Raw genomic sequence first — 18,800 nt, 5'->3', positions numbered from 1 at the left:
GTGTAAAAAATAGCACTTTTTCAGAAGAGATTGATTTTAAAGAAAAAACTGAAATAAAATATTTGCGTATAGTTTCCAGTAAGTTCAAAAAGTATTTTTGGATGAATGATTGTTCTGTAAAAAAAACTTATATATTTGATAGTGAATTTAAAAATAAATGCTTTTTCTTGAATTCTAAATTTGGAAATAAAGATAACAGTGAAATTGATGAAGATTATAAGAAATTAGGACTGTATTTTACATTGGTATGCTTTAATGAAAGTGTTTTTTTTGAAAATTCTGTTTTTTACGAATGTGCTGAATTTGCAGATGGCGAATTTGAAAAAACAGTGAGTTTTATTGGTGTAACATTTTATAAAATTCCAAATTTTTATCAGGTTATTTTCAAAGGAAATTTAAATACCGTAAATTTAAATTTAAATCTTACTTTTGATGATTTAAAAATACAAACAAAAGAGGAATACGAAAAATTTCTTAAAGATATAGAAGAACAAGACAAAGGTTCTTCGGATAAATTTACAAATTTTTTTAGAGATTCTTTTAGGGTTTTTAAAAATGCATTGATAAAAGATAACAATCTTTTAGAAGCTTCAAATTTTCATAAATACGAGCTTTATTGTAAAGAGATAGAGTTAGAAGATAAACAAGATAAAACCTCCAAAGATGTGGTGGATAAATATCAACTTTTCTTTTATCGTAAACTTTGTGATCATCATACAGATTTGCTAAAGGTATTTCATAATCTACTTATCGTCATTATGCTTTTTAGCATTTTTTCTTTTGCACTTGATAAATTTAAACAACCTAGTATAGAAAATAATGCAAAATATCACATTGTTCAAGTAGATACTAACGAAAGTTATATTTTTAAAGAACATAATAAAACGACTTATAATATTTTTGGTTTAAATATAAACAAAGAAAGTGGCAAGCTAGATGAATTTATAAAAAACAATTTTGTTTATATATTGATTTTATTATTTATAGTTTTACCGATACTTTCTTTCAATATTTTTACTAATTTATATATTTTCGGTAGCTTTTTTTATGTGATTTTTAATTTTTTAGATTTTGTAGCTTTGTATACACATATTGCTATTATAAGTCTTTTTGTATTTTTTGCTTTGAAATTTATTTTACTTGATGATAAGCAAGAAATTATAAGAAAAATTATCATTGGTGTTTCTTATATAGTTTGCATTTTTGCACTACTTGCAAAACCTAGTTTAATGCTTCCTGTGTTTGGAAGCTTTTTAGAAAAAGACACTAATGCTACTTATCCTTTACTGCTTAGTTTATCGGTAGTGTATTTTATACTTGTAGCTTTAGTGATATTCTCACTCCAAAAAACCGCACGAAAAAATTCCATAGTACCAAGCTAAATCAAAAGGCTTAAAGCCTTTTTTGTTTTTTTGGTTTTTAAATTTTGCTCGTTTTTAGCTTATGGTATAATGAAAATTATCCAAAAAAAGGAGTACCATGCTAAAGACAAGTTTTAAAAAATCAGTTTTTATCCCAAGCATTAGTATCATAATCATCTTAAGTCTTAGTTGTATTTTCTTACCTAAGCTTACAAATGATTTTATCAATCATATCAAAAGCGGGATTTTTGCAAATTTTTCATGGTTTTATATATTAAGCGTGAGTTTTTTTGTGTGTTTTATGCTAGCACTTGCTCTTTCAAAATTTGGCGATATCAAGCTCGGTGATGATGATGAAAAACCTCATTTTAAATTCACTTCTTGGCTTGCTATGCTTTTTGCTACGGGTATGGGCGTGGGGCTTATGTATTTTGGTGTGGCTGAACCTCTTATACATAAAAAAGCCTTACAAACAAGCGATGAAGAAGCTATGCTACATACTATCTTTCACTGGGGAATTCACCCATGGGCTATTTATGGGGTGTGTGCTTTGGCTATGGCGTATTTTGGTTTTAGATATAAAATGCCTCTTAGTTTGCGTAGCGCTTTTTACCCTTTGCTTAAAGACAAAATTTATGGTTTTTGGGGAAATTTAGTCGATATGCTAGCTTTGATTGTCACGGTTTTTGGTATTAGCACTACGCTTGGTTATAGTGCTTCTCAGCTTAATGCTGGCTTTTTAAATTTAGGCATTTTAAACGAACAAAGCTTTTTAGAACAAAGCGTGATTATAATCATCATCATTTCTTTAGCTACGCTTTCATCGATTAGTGGTTTGACAAAGGGCTTAAAAATTTTAAGCGAGGCAAATTTGGTTTTTGCAGTGTGTTTAATGCTTTTTGTGCTTTTTTCAACCAACACCATTCAAATTCTTTCGCAATTTAGCTCTAATATTGGCAATTATTTGCAAAATTTAATTTCTTTGAGTTTTAAGACTTATTATTATGAAAAAGAACATATAGAGTGGTTTAATAACTGGACTATTTATTATTGGGCTTGGTGGCTTAGTTGGGCGCCTTTTGTGGGCTTTTTCATTGCTAAAATTTCTCGTGGTAGAACGATAAGAGAATTTATCTTTGGTGTGCTTGTGGTGCCTACTAGTTTTAATATACTTTGGTTTAGCATTTTTGGCAATAGTGCTTTAAATTTCAATGATATTTTAAGTCCTTTTACTTCAGCACCTGAAAGTTTGCTTTTTTATTTTTTACAAAATTTTTCTTTTTCTTATTTTAGCTCTTTGCTTGCACTTTTGGTTTTAGCTTTGTTTTTTATCACTTCAGCAGATAGTGGGATATTTGTGTTAAATTCTTTAAGTAGTGGTGGGGCTCATGAGCCATACAAATGGCAAAATATCCTTTGGGGTTTTGTGCTTGCACTTTTGGCCACTTCTTTGCTGTATTCAGGTGGTTTGGGAGCGATTTTAAGTATCACTATGATAGTGGCTTTACCTTTTGCCTTTTTGCTTTGTTTGATGTGTTTTTCACTGCTTAAAGGTTTAATCGTAGATGTAAATTATTCTTTAACTAAGCTTAGTCAAAGTAGTGTGTATTTTTCAGGGGAATTTTGGCAAGAAAGACTAGCTAGAATTTTAAAACAAAGCAAAGAACAAGACATACAAAATTTCTTAAACACCAAAGTCAAAAATGCTATGGAATCACTCAGCCAAAGTCTAAAAAATTACGGCTTAAAAACACAAATTGTTCAAGAAAAATCAAGTATAAGTTTGATTATAAAAAAAGAATTTGCAAAAGATTTTATCTATGGAGTGCAAGTAGTAAAAAAACAAGCAAGCCAAAGCATAATCGATGATAAATTTATGCCAACTTATTCTAAAGAATTTATTTTTGAGCCACAAACTTTCTTTGCTGATTCGCGTAATGGTTATAATATAGAGTATTTAAACGAGCAAGAAATCATCGTAGATATATTAAAGCAGTATGAGAGGTATTTGCAACTTTTATTTGATGATAAAAATGAAATTTTTACCAAAGCTTATGATTAAAAAGCGTTATAATTTCACTTTATTTTATAAGAAAGGCCTTTTATGTTGAGATTTTTTATCATGCTTTTTTGTGCTTTAAATCTTTTTGCTACCACGCCAAAAGATACGATCGTTATAGCAGTGGAAAATGAGCCAGAGCGTATAAATCCGCTTTTTAGTGAAGATCATGATGTGGCAATTGCTCTTGTGTTTTCAGGACTTACACGCTTTGATGAGAATATGAAATTAGCGCCTGATCTTGCTAGCTCTTGGAAAGTTAGCAAGGATGGGCTTGTTTATGAATTTACTTTAAGAGATGATGTATTATGGCATGATGGGACTAAATTTAGTGCTAAAGATGTGGAATTTAGTATAAACGCTTTAAAAGATGAGAGGTTAAATTCGCCTTCAAAAGTAAATTTTGACGCAGTTAAAGAAGTAAAAATCATCGATGATTATCATTTGTCTATCACACTTTCAAAGCCTTTTCCTGCATTTTTAGACGCTTTAAGTGTAGGGATTTTACCAAAACATTTACTTGAAAAAGAAAATTTAAACACTACTAAATTTAATCAAATGCCTATAGGAACAGGATCATATAAGCTAAAACAATGGAAAAAAGGTCAATACATGATCTTAGAGGCAAATGAAAATTATCATTTAGCTAAGGTAAAAACACCAAAACTCATACTAAAACACATTAAAGATCCAAGCATTAGCGCAATCGAGCTTAAAAATGGTTCTATTGATGTGGCTTTGGTTGATTTTGCTCTAGCTTCAAATTTTGAAAATGATAAAAACTTTAAAATGCTTATAGAGCCTTCGGCTGATTATCGTGCTTTGATGTTTAATCTTGATCATGAGTTTTTAAAAGATCAAAATGTGCGTTTAGCACTAAATTATGCTATTGATAAACAAGCTATTATAAATTCACTTTTGCATTCTTTTGGAAAGGTAGCAAATCATCCTTTAGAAAAATCATGGGCAAATCCTAAAGAATTTGCAAGTTATGCTTATGATGTAAAAAAAGCAAATGAGCTTTTAGCAAAAGCGGGCTTTGTGAAAAACAAGAACGGAATTTTAGAAAAAAATGGCAAAGAATTTAGCTTTGAAATGTATGCTATGAGTGAAGATCCGCTAAGAGTAGCTTTGGTAAATATCTTACAAAGTGAGTTTTTAAAGCTTGGTATAAAAGCTAAAGCGGTAGCTAAGCCAAGTGGAAGTTTTGACTATACGAAAATTGATAGCTTTTTAGTGGGTTGGGGTAGTCCTTATGATCCTGATTTTCATACCTTTAGAGTTTTTGCAAGCTCTCAAGATAGCGCTTTAAACTCAAGTGGATGGAATTTTGGTCATTATCAAAATGCTAAAGTTGATGAGGCTTTAACAAAGGCTAGAAATTCACTTGATGTAAATGAAAGAAAAAAACACTATAAAGAATTTATTGATGCTTTATATAAAGATCCTGCGTTTTTATTTATAGCTTATATTGATTATCCTTTAGTTTTTGCTAAAAATATCCAAGGTATAAAACCTCATATTTTGGGTCATCATGGGGTGGGTTTTACTTGGAATGCTTATGAGTGGAGCAAAAATTAGTGTTAAAACTCATTTTTAAACGCCTCTTGTGGGCGTTTTTTTTGATGATTTTTGCAAGTTTTTTATGTTTTGTGATGATTTATCATGCTAAAGGAAGTGTGGTTTTTGCTAGTGTGCCTCAAGGAACTAGCCTTAAAATAAAAGAAGAAATCGAGCGTAATTTAAATTTAGACAAGCCCTTGTTAGAGCAGTATGAAAATTGGCTTTTTAATGCCATGAAAGGCGACTTTTCCTACTCTTTAATTAGCGGAGAAAAGGTTAGTGAAATTTTAAAAGAAAAACTTCCTTATACCATCATACTAGGGAGTTTAGCTTTTTTGGTGCTTTTTGTGTTATCTTTGGTTTTGGCACTTTTTTGTGTTCTTTATAAAGATAGTTTTTTGGATAAATTTATTACTTTTTTAACGATGAGTTTTTTTGCATTGCCTGCTTTTTCTTTATCGCTAATGCTTATTTTGGTTTTTGCTGTATTTTTTAAGCTTTTTCCAAGTTCGGCTATTGCAGATATTGGCTTTGAAGATGATGTGTTTAATCGTTTGTGGCATTTGTTTTTACCAGTATGTGCTTTGGTGCTTTCGCATTTAGCTGTTTTTGTGCGTTTTATAAGGACAAGTTTGATTGATAGTTTAAATCAAAGCTTTATAGAAAGTGCTTTTGCAAGAGGACTTAGCAAAACAAGAATTTATTTGCACTTTGTGTTAAAAGATGCTTTTGGTTCTATACTTGCGTATTTTGCTGCTTCTTTTGTGAGTTTTTTAATGGGAACTTATATAGTAGAAAGTGTGTTTTCTTATGAGGGCGTGGGAAATTTGGTAATTAAAAGCATATTGTTTAAAGATTATCCTGTGGTGCTAGCTGTGGTAATTTTTAGCATTTTAGTGGTGGTGCTTGTAAATTTGATCGTAGAAATAATTTGCAAGATGATTAATCCAAGGTTTGCTAATGCGTAAGTTTTGTGTGATGATGATTTTGCTAAGTTTTGTTTTAGCACTTTTTGCACCTTTAATAAGCTCTTATGATCCTAATTTAGTGGATTTAAGTAAGGCTAAAATAGCCCCAAATTTAAGTCATATTTTTGGCACAGATTTACTTGGCAGAGATGTTTTTACGCGTATTTTATATGCCTTGCGTGTTTCTTTGTTTGTAGGGGTAATGGCAGCATTTTTTAGTGTGCTTTTTGCTTGTGTTTATGTGTTTTTAACAAGATTTTTTGCTTATGCTTTTTTTGCTAGAGTGCTTGATATGCTTTTGGTACTACCTTCTTTGCTTGTGATTATGTTTTTTCAAAGCTTTTTGGCAGGATCTTTGTGGAGTATGATTTTTATTATCGCTTTGGGGCATTTTGCTTTTGTGGCAAAGGTGCTTGATACTCAGCTGAATAAATTTCAAAAACTTGAGTTTTATCAAAATGCTATCATTTTAGGATCTAGTAAGATAAAAGCTTTATTTAGTGAGCTTTTGCCTGCTTGTTGGAATTTGCTTTTTGTGCTTTTTGTTTTAAATATTGCTCATGCTATTACAAGTGAAGCCACTTTGAGTTTTTTTGGCTTGGGTGTAGAGCTTTGGACTCCAAGTTTAGGAAATATGCTAAATGAAGCAAGTAAGGCTGTGTTTTTAGGGTTTTGGTGGATGATAGTTTTTCCAGTAGCATTTATACTTATGCTTATCTTGCCTTTGCTTGCTTTGGGTAATGATTTGCAAGAAGAGATTAAAGCATGATAGAAATTTCAAATCTTAACCTTAGCTTTAAAGATAAAATCTTACTAAAGGATGTAAATCTTAATTTAGAAGATGGTAAAGCTTTGGCTATCATGGGTAAAAGTGGAGCGGGAAAAAGCTTGCTTTTAAAAAGTATGATTAAGCTTTTTGATAAACACTATAAGCTTAATGCACAAAAATTTCGGATAGATCAAAAAGATATTTTAAATTTAAAATCAAATGAGCTAAATGCCTTAAGAGCTAAGGTAAATTTACTTTTTCAAGATGTTTATGGGAGTTTTTATCCTCTTGTTGATATAGGGAGTTATTTTAATATAGTTTTAAAAACTCATACGAGTTTAAGCACAAAAGAGATTAAAGAAAGGGCCTTTTATTATTTTGAGTGCTTGGGGCTTAAAAATCATGATCTTTTGTGGCATTCTTTTATATATCAGTTAAGTGGTGGTATGGCAAGACGTGTTCAAATAGCGCTAGCTTTGTTAAGCGAGGCTAAGTATTTATTGTGTGATGAGATTACAAGCTCACTTGATAAGACTAATGAAGAAAAAATCATCACTATTTTAAAAGAGTTAAAAGCACAATTTAAAAATCTTATTTTCATCACGCATGATATAAATTTAGCTAAAGAGCTTTGCGATGAGGTGGCCATCATAGAAGATAAAACTTTGCTCTATCAAATGCCTATGAAAGAGTTTTTAAGCAATCCAAAAGGTATTTTTGCCAAAGAATTGTTAAATTATTTTGAGAATGAAAATGTTTTTAGAAGTTAAAAATTTAAGCAAATCTTATAAATTTAAAAAACACTGGTATTTAAAAGAAGAAAAAATTTTTGTTTTTAAAGATGTGAGTTTTGTTTTAAATCAAAATGAAAATTTATTGCTTTGTGGGGAAAGTGGTAGTGGCAAAAGCACTCTAGCTAAAATTCTTTGCATGCTTGAACGCGCAAATACTGGAGAAGTTTTGTTTGAAAATGAAAGTATATTAAATTTAGATTTTAACGCTCAAAGAAAATTACGCCAAAAAATTCAATATATTTTCCAAGATCAAAAGCTGGCTTTAAATCCTTACAAAAGCACTAAAAGACTTTTACTTGATGTGTATGAAAATTTTAAACTTAAGCCCGATTTTGAAGAGCTTTTTAAGCTTTTTGATGCTTTTGAGCTTGAAAAAGATATTTTAAATTTAAAACCCTCTAAGCTAAGTGGTGGTCAAAGTCAAAGATTAGGTTTGATTAGAGCTTTGCTTTTAAAGCCAAAATTGCTTATTTTAGATGAAATCACAGCAGCGCTTGATGTAGTGACTGCTTATAAAATTTTAAACTACTTGTATGCTTTTCAAAAAACACACGATATTACTTATATATTTATTTCTCATCAAGAAAAAATCTTGCAAGATATATGCCATAAAAAAGTGTTTTTATAATAAAGATAAAAATTGTTTCATTTTGAAATATCATAAAATTTATTTTTTTGATAATAAGTTTTTATATAGCTAAGTTAAAGTAAAATAAATTTTAATTATGCTTGAATAAAAGGTTTATTATGACGCACGCAACTATAGAGCATCAATACTTTGGCATCTTTGCAATGCTTGTTATTGCAAGTGTTATATTTTTTACTTTGGTGTATATTTCTTCTAAAATAGGCTCCAAACTCGCCTCTCATAATAGAAAAAAACTCGGACTTGGAATTTATGAATGTGGGCCTATGGCTTCTAAGCAAGCAAATAAAATCAATTCTCAATTTTTTGTTTTTGCTTTGATTTTTATTTTGCTTGATATTGAAGTGGTGTTTTTATTTCCTTGGGCGGTGATTTTTAAAGATTTAACCGCAGAGCTTTCAAAATACGGCTTATCTTTATTTGCCTTAGTGGAAGTGTTTGTTTTTATTTTATTGCTTGCAATAGGTTTTTTATACGCTTATAAAAAAGGAGCATTCGCATGGCAGAGTATCAAAAAATGAGCAATGCGCCAGTTGTTTTAACTACGGTTGATAAGTTAGTGCAATGGGGTAGGAGTAATTCTTTATGGGCGCTATCTTATGGGCTTGCTTGTTGTGCTATTGAAATGATGGCAGCAGGTGGTGCAAGATATGATTTTGATAGATTTGGAACTATTTTTAGAGCAAGTCCAAGACAATCTGAGGTAATGATTATAGCGGGTACTTTAAGCAAAAAACACGCCGAATTTACAAGAAGACTTTATGATCAAATGCCTGATCCTAAATGGGTTATTTCTATGGGTTCTTGTGCAAATACTGGTGGTATGTTTAATACCTATTCTACTGTTCAAGGGGTAGATAGAATCATTCCTGTTGATATTTATGTGCCAGGTTGTGCCCCACGCCCTGAAACTTTTCAATTTGCTTTGATGATTTTACAAAAAAGAATTCGTAAAGAAAAAGCAAGCAGAAAAATAGCTCCAAAAAGGCTTATATGATGAGAAAATATAGCGATAAGAATAATGCTCAGCTAAAAAATTATTATGAAGATAGATTTTACCATGCACCTGCAACTAAAAAACTAAGTACAGAGAGTAGTGCTTTTGAGAGTGATCATCAAATCTTAAGCCAAGAATTTGAGTTAAAAAATTCTTTTATAGAGCTTGATTTTTGGGTGATTGAGATAAACAAAGATGATAATGTTGCTATTCTTAGCAAGCTTAAAAATTTAGGTTATAGTTGTTTTACTGATGCAAGTGCGATTGATTTTGTCGCTCAAAAACAAGGTTTTGAAGTATATTATCAGCTTTTAAATATGGAGAAAAATTTAAGAGTGAGAGTAAAGACTTTCGTTGATTTAAAAGAAAGACTTCAAAGTGTTATGAGTGTTTTTAAGGGTGCTAATTGGTGTGAGAGAGAAATATATGATATGTTTGGAATTTTCATTATCAATCATCTGAATTTAAAAAGACTTTTAATGCCTGATGATTGGTATGGACATCCTTTTTTAAAAAGCTATCCTTTGCATGGTGATGAATTTGCTAAATGGTATGAGATAGATAAAATTTTTGGAAAAGAATACCGCGAGGTTGTAGGTGAGGAAAATAGAGATCCAGGTTTTGTAGATGAAAAAGACACGCTAAACTTTAGCAGAATTTATCATGAGGTTGGTAAAGGCGAAGCCCCAAGAGAAGATAAATATCTACAAGAATATCAAGAAGAAGGTGGTGTGCCTTTTGTGAAAAAAGCCAAAAGAACGCAAGTAAAAATTTTAGATAAGAGAAGATAAAATGCAAATTTCTACTAAATTAAAACCTTATTATGAAAATATAAGCTTTGAGCGTGAAGATGGTACTATGATAGTAAATCTTGGTCCCCAACACCCTAGCGCTCATGGAAATTTACGCCTTATTTTAGAACTTGATGGAGAAGAAATCACCAAGGCTGCTCCTTGTATAGGCTATATGCATCGTGGTATGGAAAAAATGGCTGAAAATATGATTTATCAAGAGTTTATCCCAACTACTGATAGAATGGATTATATCGCAGCTAGTGCAAATAATTATGCCTATGTAGCTGCTGTGGAAAAACTTTGTGGCTTAGAGATTCCACGCAGAGCAAGTGTGATAAGGATGATTTTGCTTGAGTTAAACCGCATTGCTTCGCATTTGTTATGGCTTGCTACACATGCGCTTGATATTGGTGCGATGACAGTATTTTTATATTGCTTTAGAGAGCGTGAATATGTGCTTGATTTAATAGAAAAATATTGTGGGGCAAGACTTACACATTCATCTATGAGAATAGGCGGGGTAATGCTTGATTTACCTGAAGGTTTTTTAGATGAACTTTTAGCATTTTGCAATAAATTTCCAAATGATATAAAAGATTATGAAGCCTTGCTTGATGATAATAGAATTTGGCGTGCAAGAACTGAAAATGTAGGAGTGGTAAGCAAAGAACAAGCGCTAAGTTGGGGTTGTAGCGGGGTTATGCTAAGAGGAAGCGGGATTGCTTATGATGTTAGAAAAGAAGAGCCTTATTTGCTCTATGATGAGGTAGATTTTGGCGTGCCTGTGGCTAAAATGGGTGATTCTTATGCAAGATATAAAGTTTATATGCAAGAATTTAGAGAGAGTTTGAAAATTCTAGTTCAATGTGCTAAGCTTTATCAAGATACTCCACCTGAAATTTTATGCAATCATCCTGAGTATGTAAGTGCTTCAAAAGAGCAAATTATGACACAAAATTATTCGCTTATGCAACATTTTGTTCTAGTAACTCAAGGCTTAAAACCACCAAAAGGAGAGGTGTATGTGCCAACTGAAAGTCCAAAAGGCGAACTTGGGTTTTTTATTCACTCAGATGGTAGCGGTAGGCCATATAGATTAAGAGCTAGAACCCCAAGTTTTTTTCACTGTGCGTTTTTAGAAGAAATGCTTGTTGGATCATATTTGGCTGATGCGGTGGCGATTTTAGGAAGTATTAATATAGTTTTAGGTGAGATAGACCGATGAGACGCGTGGATTTAAGAAAAAGTCAAGATTTGTTTAAGGATTTAGAGCAAATCATTCAAAATGCTTATATGGGTGAAGTTTTAGTGGTTTTGTTTGAAATAGGAGATTTTTCTAATGTAGAAAAAAGTTTTGCTTTCATAAAAGAGCAAAATTGTGAACTTTTAAATTCTTTAAAATTTAATCAAGTTGATTGGACTATAGTTTTTAAAAAGGTAGGACAATGAAATTAGCAAAATATCAAGAAGGTTTAAATGCTTTGTGTTTTGTGGATTTACTTTCTTTAAAAAATCCTTCGCTTTGCGCTAAGCTTAACAAAAGTAAAAATTACAATATTTCCTGTTTAGAAGATAAAAATTTAAAAGCAAGCTTTTATAAATGTGAGATCGCAAGTGTACCTTTCGTGCTTGCTTTGCTTTGCAAGATGAGTTTAGAGGCTGAATTTAACGAGCTTGATGAGGGTTATTTAAGTGCTGAATCTTGCTTTGGTGAAGAAGAAGCTTTAGAGATTTTGGAGTTTTTAAAAGAAGCAAAATGTATTATTTTTGATGAAAATTTATACCAACATAAAGATTTTGAAAATATTAAGTATTTTTTAGAAAAACTTTGTCATAAATTTAATCTTTTGCTAATTTGCTCTAATGAAAATGAAGAAAATTTATCAATACAAAATTCTTTTAGTGAACTTTTAGAACTTGATAATTTTGATGGAACTATCATCATGCAAACACCTTTAAGGGACAAAAATTTGCATTGTTCTTCTTCTTTTGCTTTGATTGCTAAGGTTAAGGATGAGGATAAAATTAACTTAAAAATAAACACTCAAGAATTTACAACTATAGTAAAAATCAATCATGATTTAAAAGGCACGGTGGCTTTGTTTAATTATGAAAGCACTGATTTTGCTTTTTCAAAAGCTCAAGTTAAGGTTATAAAATGAAAGTTATCATTAATGGTATAGAATGTGAGGCAAATGAGGGTGAGTATATCTTAAATGTCGCAAGAAAAAATGATATTTTCATTCCTGCAATTTGTTATTTAAATGGTTGTTCTCCAACACTTGCATGTCGTATGTGTATGGTAGAAGCTGATGGTAAAAAGGTTTATTCTTGTAATACTAAAGTTAAAGAAGGTATGGTAGTAGAGAGTGATTTGTCAAATTTATGGGATGAGCGTAATGCTATCATGCAAGCATATTGTATCAACCACCCTTTACAATGTGGAGTATGTGATAAATCTGGCGAATGTGAGCTTCAAAACTTTACACACAAAGCAAGAGTAAATGTGCAAAATTATTGGATTAAAGATACCCATAAAGAGCATAAAAAATGGGGCGAGATTAATTATGATCCAGCTTTATGTATAGTGTGTGAAAGATGTATCACAGTTTGTAAAGATAAAATAGGTGAAAGTGCTTTAAAAACTACTCCAAGAGGAGCAAACGCGCCCGATGCAAGTTTTAAAGAGAGTATGAGTAAAGACGCGCTAGCGATTTGGACTAAATTTCAAAAGAGTTTAATTGCGCCAAGTAGCGGTGATATGCTTGATTGTTCTTTTTGTGGAGAATGTACAAGTGTGTGCCCAACGGGAGCTTTGGTGGGTTCGGCTTTTCAATATACATCTAATGCTTGGGAATTAAAGAAAATTCCAGCTAGTAATCCCCATTCTAGTGATTGTGAGTTGATGTATTATGATATTAAACAAACTAGTATTAATAATCAAAAAGAAAAAATTTATAGAGTGAGCAATGACTTTGCTTTTGCTACGCTAAATAAAGCTGCAAGATATGGTTTTAATACCCAAAATGAAGTTCAAGATAAAGATGAAAAAACCTTTCAAAAATTAGTAAATATGATAAAAAATGATGAAATAAAAAATATTTTATTTAATAGTTTTATTACTAACGAAGAAGCTTTAATCTTGCAAAATTTAAGTAAAAAATTTAATCTTAATCTTATAAACCATGAAGCTAAAAAATTCCAAGATTTCCTAGCTTGTTTTTATCAAAATGCAAATGCAATGTATAATGCAAATACAGACGATATCACTCAAAGTGATTTTTTAATCATCGTAGGTTCATTTTTACGCTATGATGCGCCAACGCTAGGATATAAAGTTAATAACGCTTTAGTGATGAATAAAGGTGCAGGGCTATATTTTCACCCTATAAAAGATAAAGGTGTGGATAAATATTCTAAAAATTTCTTGCAGATTAATCATGATATTAAAGATAATGAAAGTATTTTATTATTTATCTTGCAAAAATTTGCCAAAGAGCTTCCACAAGATTTTAAAAATACATTAGAAAATGCGTATTATCAAGGCACTAAAGAAATAGAAGAAACTATTAATGAAGAAGTTATTGAAAAGATAGAAAAGCAAAATGAAAATGGTGCAACTATTATAGAAGAAGTTAAAAAACTTGTGCCTAAAAAAATTAAAAAAATCATAGAGGTGCAAAGATCAAATTATGCGAAAAATCTTGGTATAGATGAGGATATTTTAGAAACTTTGCTCGCAAAAAAGCAAAAATTTACACTTATTATAGGAAGTGATTTTTACTATGATGAGCAAAGTGTAAAGCTAGCAAAACTTTGTGCTTTGGTGCAAAAATATACTGATTTTAAAGTCTTTTTAAATCCAACTTGCACCAATACTTTAGGCGTGAGTTTGATTTGTGATTTAAGTCAAGATTTTCAAGCGGGAAAAACACTAGGTTATAACGAAAAAGGCGATTTTACTTTTTCTTATGATGGGCATTTTGATCTTGCAAGTTCTAGTTTAAATCAACAAGAAGGTAGCTTTGTAAATTATGACAAAAGATTAGTTCCTACAAATGCAGCTTTAGAATTTAAAGGTTATTTTTTAAATGATTTAGCAAATGCTTTAGATTTTGATGAGGAATTTACGATCAACTATACTAAATTTTTACCACAAAATAAAGGCTTTAAGGCAATTGATTTTGACGAGTTAGAAAATCATTATGATAATGGTGGGGTAAATCATAGAGGTTATGAGCTTGATTTTTCCCATTTTGAGTTTGAAAAAACATTAAGCGTTCAAGAAATTAAAGAGCAAAATGAAGGAAATTTGACTTTATATCATGCAAATAGCATTCATCAGTTTTCAAAGCTTAGTAATAGGGCTTTTAATGAGGTTGGAGCTTTATTTTTATCGTCTGATTTAATGCAAAAATTTGATTTAAACCAAGATGATAGTGTTATTTTAAAAAATGAAAAAACTCAAATTGCTATAAGTGTAAAATGCGATGAATCTTTAGAAAATGGCGCGTATTTGGGGGATTATGATAGTAAGATTGATTATAAATCTTTATTTGATAATACTCGATATGCAAAAGTTTGGCTTGAAAAAGCAGGAGCTAAAATATGAGCGATATTACTTTTTTTATTATAGAAACAATTATCAAATGCATACTTGTTATAGCTATTTTTGCTACTTTAGCAGGCTTGGCAACTTATCTTGAAAGAAAGGCTTTGGCTTTATTTCATCGTCGTTTAGGGCCTGATATGGTAGGTCCTTTTGGATTGCTTCAAGTAGTTGCTGATATGATTAAGCTTTTTACTAAAGAAGATATAGTGCCAACTTATGCTCAAAAAGTGGTGTTTTTAATCGCTCCATTGATTGCAGCAATTTGTGCTTTTGTGGCAATTGCAGCTATACCTATTTTTCCTGAATTTACTTTATTTGGTAGAGTGATTCGTCCTATTATCGCTGATATTAATGTGGCCTTATTATTTGTCATAGGTATGGGCGGGGTTAGTTTTTATGCGATTTTTTTAGGAGGCTTGGCTAGTAATAATAAATGGTCATTGTTAGGTGGGGCAAGAGGACTTGTTTCTATTATCTCTTATGAGAGTGTTGCAGGACTTTCTTTGGTATGTGTTGTAATGCTTGTTGGTTCTTTATCTTTAGTAGATATTAATAATTATCAAAGTGAAGGCATACTTTCTTGGCTTATTTTTAAACAGCCTTTAGCTTTTATTTTATTTGTAATAGCCATTTTTATAGAAACTAATAGAACTCCACTTTGTTTAAGCGAAAACGAAACTGAACTTGTTTCAGGTTATGGCACTGAATATAGTGGGCTTAGATGGGGTATGTTTTTTATCGGAGAATATACAGCCATGATCACTGGAGCGATTATGATATCGCTTTTATTTTTGGGTGGATTTAATGATTTTTGGATTATACCAGGGGCTATTATGATGCTTTTGAAAGTTTCTTTTGTGTTCTTTTGGTATTTTTGGGCTAGAGGGGCTTTTCCGCAACTGCGTCCTGATCAAGTAATGAGAATGTGTTATTTGATTTTAATTCCTTTAGCGGTTTTAAATTTATTAATTAGTGCTTTAGTACTTGTGATATAGGAAAAACAATGAAAAAAGGTTATTTTAAAGTAGATTTTGAGCGTAAAAATCCTCAAAATGCTTATGAAAAATTCATACAAGTAATCAAGCGTTCTTTGAATACAGAACTTTTTGTAGGTTTATTTGTCGTATTAAGAGAAATGTTTAAAAAGAACAATAGTGCAACGATTAAATATCCTATGGAAAAAGTTGCTTTAGATAATCGCTACCGTGCGGTACATCGTTTGATGCGTTTTATTGAAAGTGAAAATGAATGTTGTATTGGTTGTGGCTTGTGCGAAAAAATTTGTATTAGTAATTGCATAAGAATGGAAACAAGTTTAAGCGAAGATGGACGTAAAAAGGTTGAAAATTATAGTATCAATTTAGGGCGTTGTATTTATTGTGGTTTTTGTGCTGATGTTTGTCCTGAACTTGCCATTGTACATGGTAAAGAGTATGAAAATGCAGCAGAACAAAGATCTTATTTTGGTCAAAAGGAAGATTTTTTAACTCCTATTGATGAGCTTAAAAATCAAGTGGTGTTTGAAGGAAGTGGTAGTTTAAGAAAAGATGCTGATGATTTAGTAAAGAAAACTCCAAATTATTATGAGATAGATTTGCAAAGACAGCAAGATGCTCCAAAGGAAGAAAATGTTTGAAACGATAGCTTTTTGTTTGTTAAGTGTTTTGGTATTGGGATTTTTTCTAATTAGCGTTTTAAGTACCAGTGTACTTTATGCTATTAGCTCTTTGGCTGCGGCTATGGTTTTTTTAAGCGGATTTTATTTTCTACTTAATGCTGAATTTATTGGAGCAATTCAAATTATCGTTTATAGTGGGGCCATTTTAGGTCTTTATAGTTTTGCTATGATGTTTTTTGATGCTTCGATAAAAGTAAAGGAAAGTCTAAAAGGTAAAAGAGTATTTATTTTTGCTGTGATTTTTAGTGCTATTTTGTTAATTAGTATTATTATGGGTTATAACTTTGGCTTAAATGAAACTAGTGAAGTTTATGGTCTTGATTCAACCCAGCAAATAGGTTTTGCCCTATTTACAAAATACATGCTTGCTTTTGAATTTATGGCGATTTTGCTCTTAATAGCTTTAATTTGTGCTATAGCACTTACTCAAAAAAATATAAAAAAGGATGAGCAATGATGTTAGAAAAATACTACATTGTGGCTATTTTGATGTTTATCATTGGTCTAATAGGTATTATAAAACGCCAAAATTTAATTATGCTTTTTATTTCAAGTGAAATTTTATTAAACGCTGCTAATTTGGCTTTAGTTACAGCAGGAGCTTCCCATAAAGATATAGAGGGTCAAATTTTTGCTTTATTTGTAATGGGGGTAGCAGCTTGTGAAGTAGCTGTTGGGATAGCACTTTGTGTTTTATGGTATAGAAAAACAGGAACACTAGAGCTTAGCTCTTTAACTGAAAAAGGAGAGTTAAAATGCAAAATTTAGCTTTAATTGCACTTTTTTCTCCTTTAGTTTCAGCTATTGTTTTAGGTATTTTTGCTTTTAGTGCTAAGAAAATTATTTTAGGTTATGTAGCTTCTTTGCTTATAGCTTTTTCAGCATTTGCTTCAATTATTTTATTAAGCAATGGGGTGCATTTTAATTTTGAACTTGGTACTTGGATATCTTTAGTAGATGTTGGTTTTGGTTTTAAAATAGACTCTATTACTTTAATTATGATGAATGTAGTAAGTATAGTTGCTACTTTTGTGCATTTGTATAGTATATTTTATATGGAGCATGATGAAGGGTTTAATCGCTATTTTAGCTATTTAGGGCTTTTTGTTTTTTCTATGATGTTTTTGATTATGAGTGATAATTTCTTAGGACTTTTCATAGGTTGGGAAGGCGTTGGACTTTGCTCGTGGCTTTTGATAGGTTTTTGGTATCATAATGAAAAATACACCTTTGCTGCTAATGAAGCATTTATCATGAATAGAATTGCAGATTTGGCTTTGCTTTTAGGAATTTTCTTAATTTATATAGAGTTCAATTCTTTAAAATACGATGAGTTTTTTACCCTTTTGTCTTTAGGGCATGAAAATGATATGATTTTGATTTTGATAGCGCTTTTGCTTTTTGTGGGTGCTATGGGTAAATCAGCGCAATTTCCTTTCCATACTTGGCTTGCTGATGCTATGGCAGGACCTACACCAGTTTCAGCGCTAATCCATGCTGCGACTATGGTTACTGCGGGAGTTTATTTAGTAATTCGCGCAGGAGAGCTTTATTTGCAAGTTCCTGAAGTAGGGTATTTTATCGCTATACTTGGAGCTTTTGTAGCGCTTTTTGCTGCTTCTATGGCTATGGTAGCTAAAGACTTAAAAAGAATTATTGCTTATTCAACACTTTCTCAACTTGGGTATATGTTTGTAGCAGCAGGTCTTGGAGCTTATGCTATAGCTTTATTTCATCTAGTAACTCATGCATTTTTTAAATCTTTATTATTCTTAGGTGCAGGTAATGTAATGCATGCGATGAATGATAAGCTTGATATTAGCAAAATGGGTGGGCTTTATAAAAGTATGCGTTTTAGTGCTATTTTAATGCTTATAGGCTCTTTGGCTTTGGCAGGAATTTATCCTTTTGCAGGATTTTTCTCTAAAGATTTAATTTTAGGATTTTCTTTTATAAGTCATCATCATGGAATTTTCTTAGTGCTTTTAATAGCAGCTTTTATGACAGCTTTTTATAGTTTTAGACTTTTAATGCTTGTATTTTTTACTCCAAAAAGACATGAAGAGCATCCTCATGAAGCTAGTAAAATAGCCTTGCTTGCGATGAGTCCTTTGGCTTTACTTGCTATTATTGCAGGGTTTTTTGAGCATAGTTTTATGGAGTTTGTAAGTCAAAACTTAGCTTTTATTGATGGACAAAATTCTTTAGTTATGGTGCTTGCAAGTACTGTTGCAGTGCTTGGAGTGCTTTTAGCTATCATAGCTTATTGGAAAAATTGGTTTAAACCATCACTTTCTAAAACAAGCATTTATAAGCTTTTGTTTAATGAATACTATATACCAAGGTTTTATCATCAATTTATTGTTAGTAAATATGCTTTATTTTGTGAATTTTTAAGAAAAGCTGATAAAGAAATTTTAGACACTTTGGTAGATAGTGTTGCATTTTTCCTTAAAACTTTTGCTAGGACTCTTAGCATAGGTAAGGATTATTCTTTGGTTTTAAGAATTACAGTGTTGGCTTTTGTATGTTTATTTTGTTTAGCGTTGGCGGTGTAAA

19 protein-coding genes are annotated in these 18,800 nt (G+C 31.1%); all 19 read left to right on the top strand.

What is annotated here, in order from left to right:
- The first annotated feature begins 101 nt into the window (after positions 1-101).
- Positions 102-1,382: a hypothetical protein gene (locus tag L8W55_RS03675; protein WP_412175266.1), complete on the top strand. Its 1,281-nt coding sequence runs from the start codon at positions 102-104 to the stop codon at positions 1,380-1,382.
- A gap of 97 nt (positions 1,383-1,479) precedes the next feature.
- On the top strand, positions 1,480-3,423 hold the full coding sequence (locus tag L8W55_RS03670; protein WP_263677383.1) for a BCCT family transporter: 1,944 nt from the start codon (positions 1,480-1,482) through the stop codon (positions 3,421-3,423).
- A 42-nt stretch (positions 3,424-3,465) separates the two neighbouring features.
- The gene (locus L8W55_RS03665) at positions 3,466-5,001 is read left to right on the top strand and encodes an ABC transporter substrate-binding protein (RefSeq protein ID WP_263677382.1); all 1,536 of its coding nucleotides are present in this window, start codon (positions 3,466-3,468) and stop codon (positions 4,999-5,001) included.
- A complete protein-coding gene (locus L8W55_RS03660; protein WP_263677381.1) occupies positions 4,986-5,951 on the top strand; it encodes an ABC transporter permease in 966 nt (321 codons plus the stop codon). The genes L8W55_RS03665 and L8W55_RS03660 overlap by 16 nt, the downstream gene beginning before the upstream one ends.
- Positions 5,944-6,720 carry an ABC transporter permease gene (locus tag L8W55_RS03655; protein WP_263677379.1) on the top strand — a complete coding sequence of 259 codons (777 nt, stop codon included), beginning with the start codon at positions 5,944-5,946 and terminating at the stop codon, positions 6,718-6,720. Before L8W55_RS03660 ends, L8W55_RS03655 begins: the two co-directional genes overlap by 8 nt.
- Complete coding sequence (locus L8W55_RS03650) at positions 6,717-7,490, top strand: ATP-binding cassette domain-containing protein (protein WP_263677377.1); 774 nt, start codon at positions 6,717-6,719, stop codon at positions 7,488-7,490. The genes L8W55_RS03655 and L8W55_RS03650 overlap by 4 nt, the downstream gene beginning before the upstream one ends.
- Positions 7,474-8,142, top strand: coding sequence for an ATP-binding cassette domain-containing protein (locus L8W55_RS03645; protein ID WP_263677375.1), 669 nt, complete (start codon positions 7,474-7,476; stop codon positions 8,140-8,142). Before L8W55_RS03650 ends, L8W55_RS03645 begins: the two co-directional genes overlap by 17 nt.
- Positions 8,143-8,261: 119 nt before the next feature.
- Positions 8,262-8,681 carry an NAD(P)H-quinone oxidoreductase subunit 3 gene (locus L8W55_RS03640; RefSeq protein ID WP_039629108.1) on the top strand — a complete coding sequence of 140 codons (420 nt, stop codon included), beginning with the start codon at positions 8,262-8,264 and terminating at the stop codon, positions 8,679-8,681.
- Positions 8,660-9,157 (top strand): NuoB/complex I 20 kDa subunit family protein, encoded by a 498-nt coding sequence (locus L8W55_RS03635; RefSeq protein ID WP_039619352.1) that lies wholly within the window; start codon positions 8,660-8,662, stop codon positions 9,155-9,157. Before L8W55_RS03640 ends, L8W55_RS03635 begins: the two co-directional genes overlap by 22 nt.
- Positions 9,157-9,948, top strand: a complete 792-nt coding sequence (locus L8W55_RS03630) for an NADH-quinone oxidoreductase subunit C (protein WP_263677374.1) — start codon at positions 9,157-9,159, stop codon at positions 9,946-9,948. Before L8W55_RS03635 ends, L8W55_RS03630 begins: the two co-directional genes overlap by 1 nt.
- A 1-nt stretch (position 9,949) precedes the next feature.
- Entirely contained in the window at positions 9,950-11,176 is a 1,227-nt protein-coding gene (gene nuoD, locus L8W55_RS03625; RefSeq protein WP_039619347.1) for an NADH dehydrogenase (quinone) subunit D, read from the top strand.
- Positions 11,173-11,400 carry an NADH-ubiquinone oxidoreductase subunit E family protein gene (locus tag L8W55_RS03620; protein WP_039642382.1) on the top strand — a complete coding sequence of 76 codons (228 nt, stop codon included), beginning with the start codon at positions 11,173-11,175 and terminating at the stop codon, positions 11,398-11,400. Before nuoD ends, L8W55_RS03620 begins: the two co-directional genes overlap by 4 nt.
- Positions 11,397-12,113, top strand: a complete 717-nt coding sequence (locus tag L8W55_RS03615) for a hypothetical protein (protein WP_263677373.1) — start codon at positions 11,397-11,399, stop codon at positions 12,111-12,113. Before L8W55_RS03620 ends, L8W55_RS03615 begins: the two co-directional genes overlap by 4 nt.
- Complete coding sequence (locus L8W55_RS03610; RefSeq protein ID WP_263677372.1) at positions 12,110-14,563, top strand: NADH-quinone oxidoreductase subunit G; 2,454 nt, start codon at positions 12,110-12,112, stop codon at positions 14,561-14,563. Before L8W55_RS03615 ends, L8W55_RS03610 begins: the two co-directional genes overlap by 4 nt.
- Positions 14,560-15,558 (top strand): NADH-quinone oxidoreductase subunit NuoH, encoded by a 999-nt coding sequence (gene nuoH, locus L8W55_RS03605; RefSeq protein ID WP_263677370.1) that lies wholly within the window; start codon positions 14,560-14,562, stop codon positions 15,556-15,558. The genes L8W55_RS03610 and nuoH overlap by 4 nt, the downstream gene beginning before the upstream one ends.
- Positions 15,559-15,566: 8 nt before the next feature.
- Positions 15,567-16,199, top strand: coding sequence for an NADH-quinone oxidoreductase subunit NuoI (gene nuoI / locus L8W55_RS03600; RefSeq protein ID WP_087699779.1), 633 nt, complete (start codon positions 15,567-15,569; stop codon positions 16,197-16,199).
- Positions 16,192-16,698 (top strand): NADH-quinone oxidoreductase subunit J, encoded by a 507-nt coding sequence (locus L8W55_RS03595; RefSeq protein ID WP_263677369.1) that lies wholly within the window; start codon positions 16,192-16,194, stop codon positions 16,696-16,698. The genes nuoI and L8W55_RS03595 overlap by 8 nt, the downstream gene beginning before the upstream one ends.
- Positions 16,698-17,009, top strand: a complete 312-nt coding sequence (nuoK, locus tag L8W55_RS03590) for an NADH-quinone oxidoreductase subunit NuoK (RefSeq protein ID WP_263677387.1) — start codon at positions 16,698-16,700, stop codon at positions 17,007-17,009. The genes L8W55_RS03595 and nuoK overlap by 1 nt, the downstream gene beginning before the upstream one ends.
- Positions 16,997-18,799 (top strand): NADH-quinone oxidoreductase subunit L, encoded by a 1,803-nt coding sequence (gene nuoL / locus L8W55_RS03585; protein WP_263677368.1) that lies wholly within the window; start codon positions 16,997-16,999, stop codon positions 18,797-18,799. Before nuoK ends, nuoL begins: the two co-directional genes overlap by 13 nt.
- The last annotated feature ends 1 nt before the right edge of the window (position 18,800 follow it).

Source organism: Campylobacter sp. FU_520 (assembly GCF_025772385.1).
Taxonomy (GTDB): domain Bacteria; phylum Campylobacterota; class Campylobacteria; order Campylobacterales; family Campylobacteraceae; genus Campylobacter_D; species Campylobacter_D lari_C.
This window is presented reverse-complemented; position numbering and strand designations above follow the sequence as displayed.

Excerpts from the sequence above, each read along its gene's own strand:
- nuoK (WP_263677387.1), top strand. The coding sequence starts at position 16,698 with ATGTTAGAAAAATACTACATTGTGGCTATTTTGATGTTTATCATTGGT.
- L8W55_RS03665 (WP_263677382.1), top strand. The coding sequence starts at position 3,466 with ATGTTGAGATTTTTTATCATGCTTTTTTGTGCTTTAAATCTTTTTGCT.
- L8W55_RS03655 (WP_263677379.1), top strand. The coding sequence starts at position 5,944 with ATGCGTAAGTTTTGTGTGATGATGATTTTGCTAAGTTTTGTTTTAGCA.
- L8W55_RS03645 (WP_263677375.1), top strand. The coding sequence starts at position 7,474 with ATGTTTTTAGAAGTTAAAAATTTAAGCAAATCTTATAAATTTAAAAAA.
- L8W55_RS03640 (WP_039629108.1), top strand. The coding sequence starts at position 8,262 with ATGACGCACGCAACTATAGAGCATCAATACTTTGGCATCTTTGCAATG.
- L8W55_RS03610 (WP_263677372.1), top strand. The coding sequence starts at position 12,110 with ATGAAAGTTATCATTAATGGTATAGAATGTGAGGCAAATGAGGGTGAG.
- L8W55_RS03650 (WP_263677377.1), top strand. The coding sequence starts at position 6,717 with ATGATAGAAATTTCAAATCTTAACCTTAGCTTTAAAGATAAAATCTTA.
- L8W55_RS03675 (WP_412175266.1), top strand. The coding sequence starts at position 102 with ATGAATGATTGTTCTGTAAAAAAAACTTATATATTTGATAGTGAATTT.
- nuoD (WP_039619347.1), top strand. The coding sequence starts at position 9,950 with ATGCAAATTTCTACTAAATTAAAACCTTATTATGAAAATATAAGCTTT.
- L8W55_RS03615 (WP_263677373.1), top strand. The coding sequence starts at position 11,397 with ATGAAATTAGCAAAATATCAAGAAGGTTTAAATGCTTTGTGTTTTGTG.
- L8W55_RS03670 (WP_263677383.1), top strand. The coding sequence starts at position 1,480 with ATGCTAAAGACAAGTTTTAAAAAATCAGTTTTTATCCCAAGCATTAGT.
- L8W55_RS03620 (WP_039642382.1), top strand. The coding sequence starts at position 11,173 with ATGAGACGCGTGGATTTAAGAAAAAGTCAAGATTTGTTTAAGGATTTA.
- nuoI (WP_087699779.1), top strand. The coding sequence starts at position 15,567 with ATGAAAAAAGGTTATTTTAAAGTAGATTTTGAGCGTAAAAATCCTCAA.
- L8W55_RS03595 (WP_263677369.1), top strand. The coding sequence starts at position 16,192 with ATGTTTGAAACGATAGCTTTTTGTTTGTTAAGTGTTTTGGTATTGGGA.
- L8W55_RS03630 (WP_263677374.1), top strand. The coding sequence starts at position 9,157 with ATGAGAAAATATAGCGATAAGAATAATGCTCAGCTAAAAAATTATTAT.
- L8W55_RS03635 (WP_039619352.1), top strand. The coding sequence starts at position 8,660 with ATGGCAGAGTATCAAAAAATGAGCAATGCGCCAGTTGTTTTAACTACG.
- nuoL (WP_263677368.1), top strand. The coding sequence starts at position 16,997 with ATGCAAAATTTAGCTTTAATTGCACTTTTTTCTCCTTTAGTTTCAGCT.
- nuoH (WP_263677370.1), top strand. The coding sequence starts at position 14,560 with ATGAGCGATATTACTTTTTTTATTATAGAAACAATTATCAAATGCATA.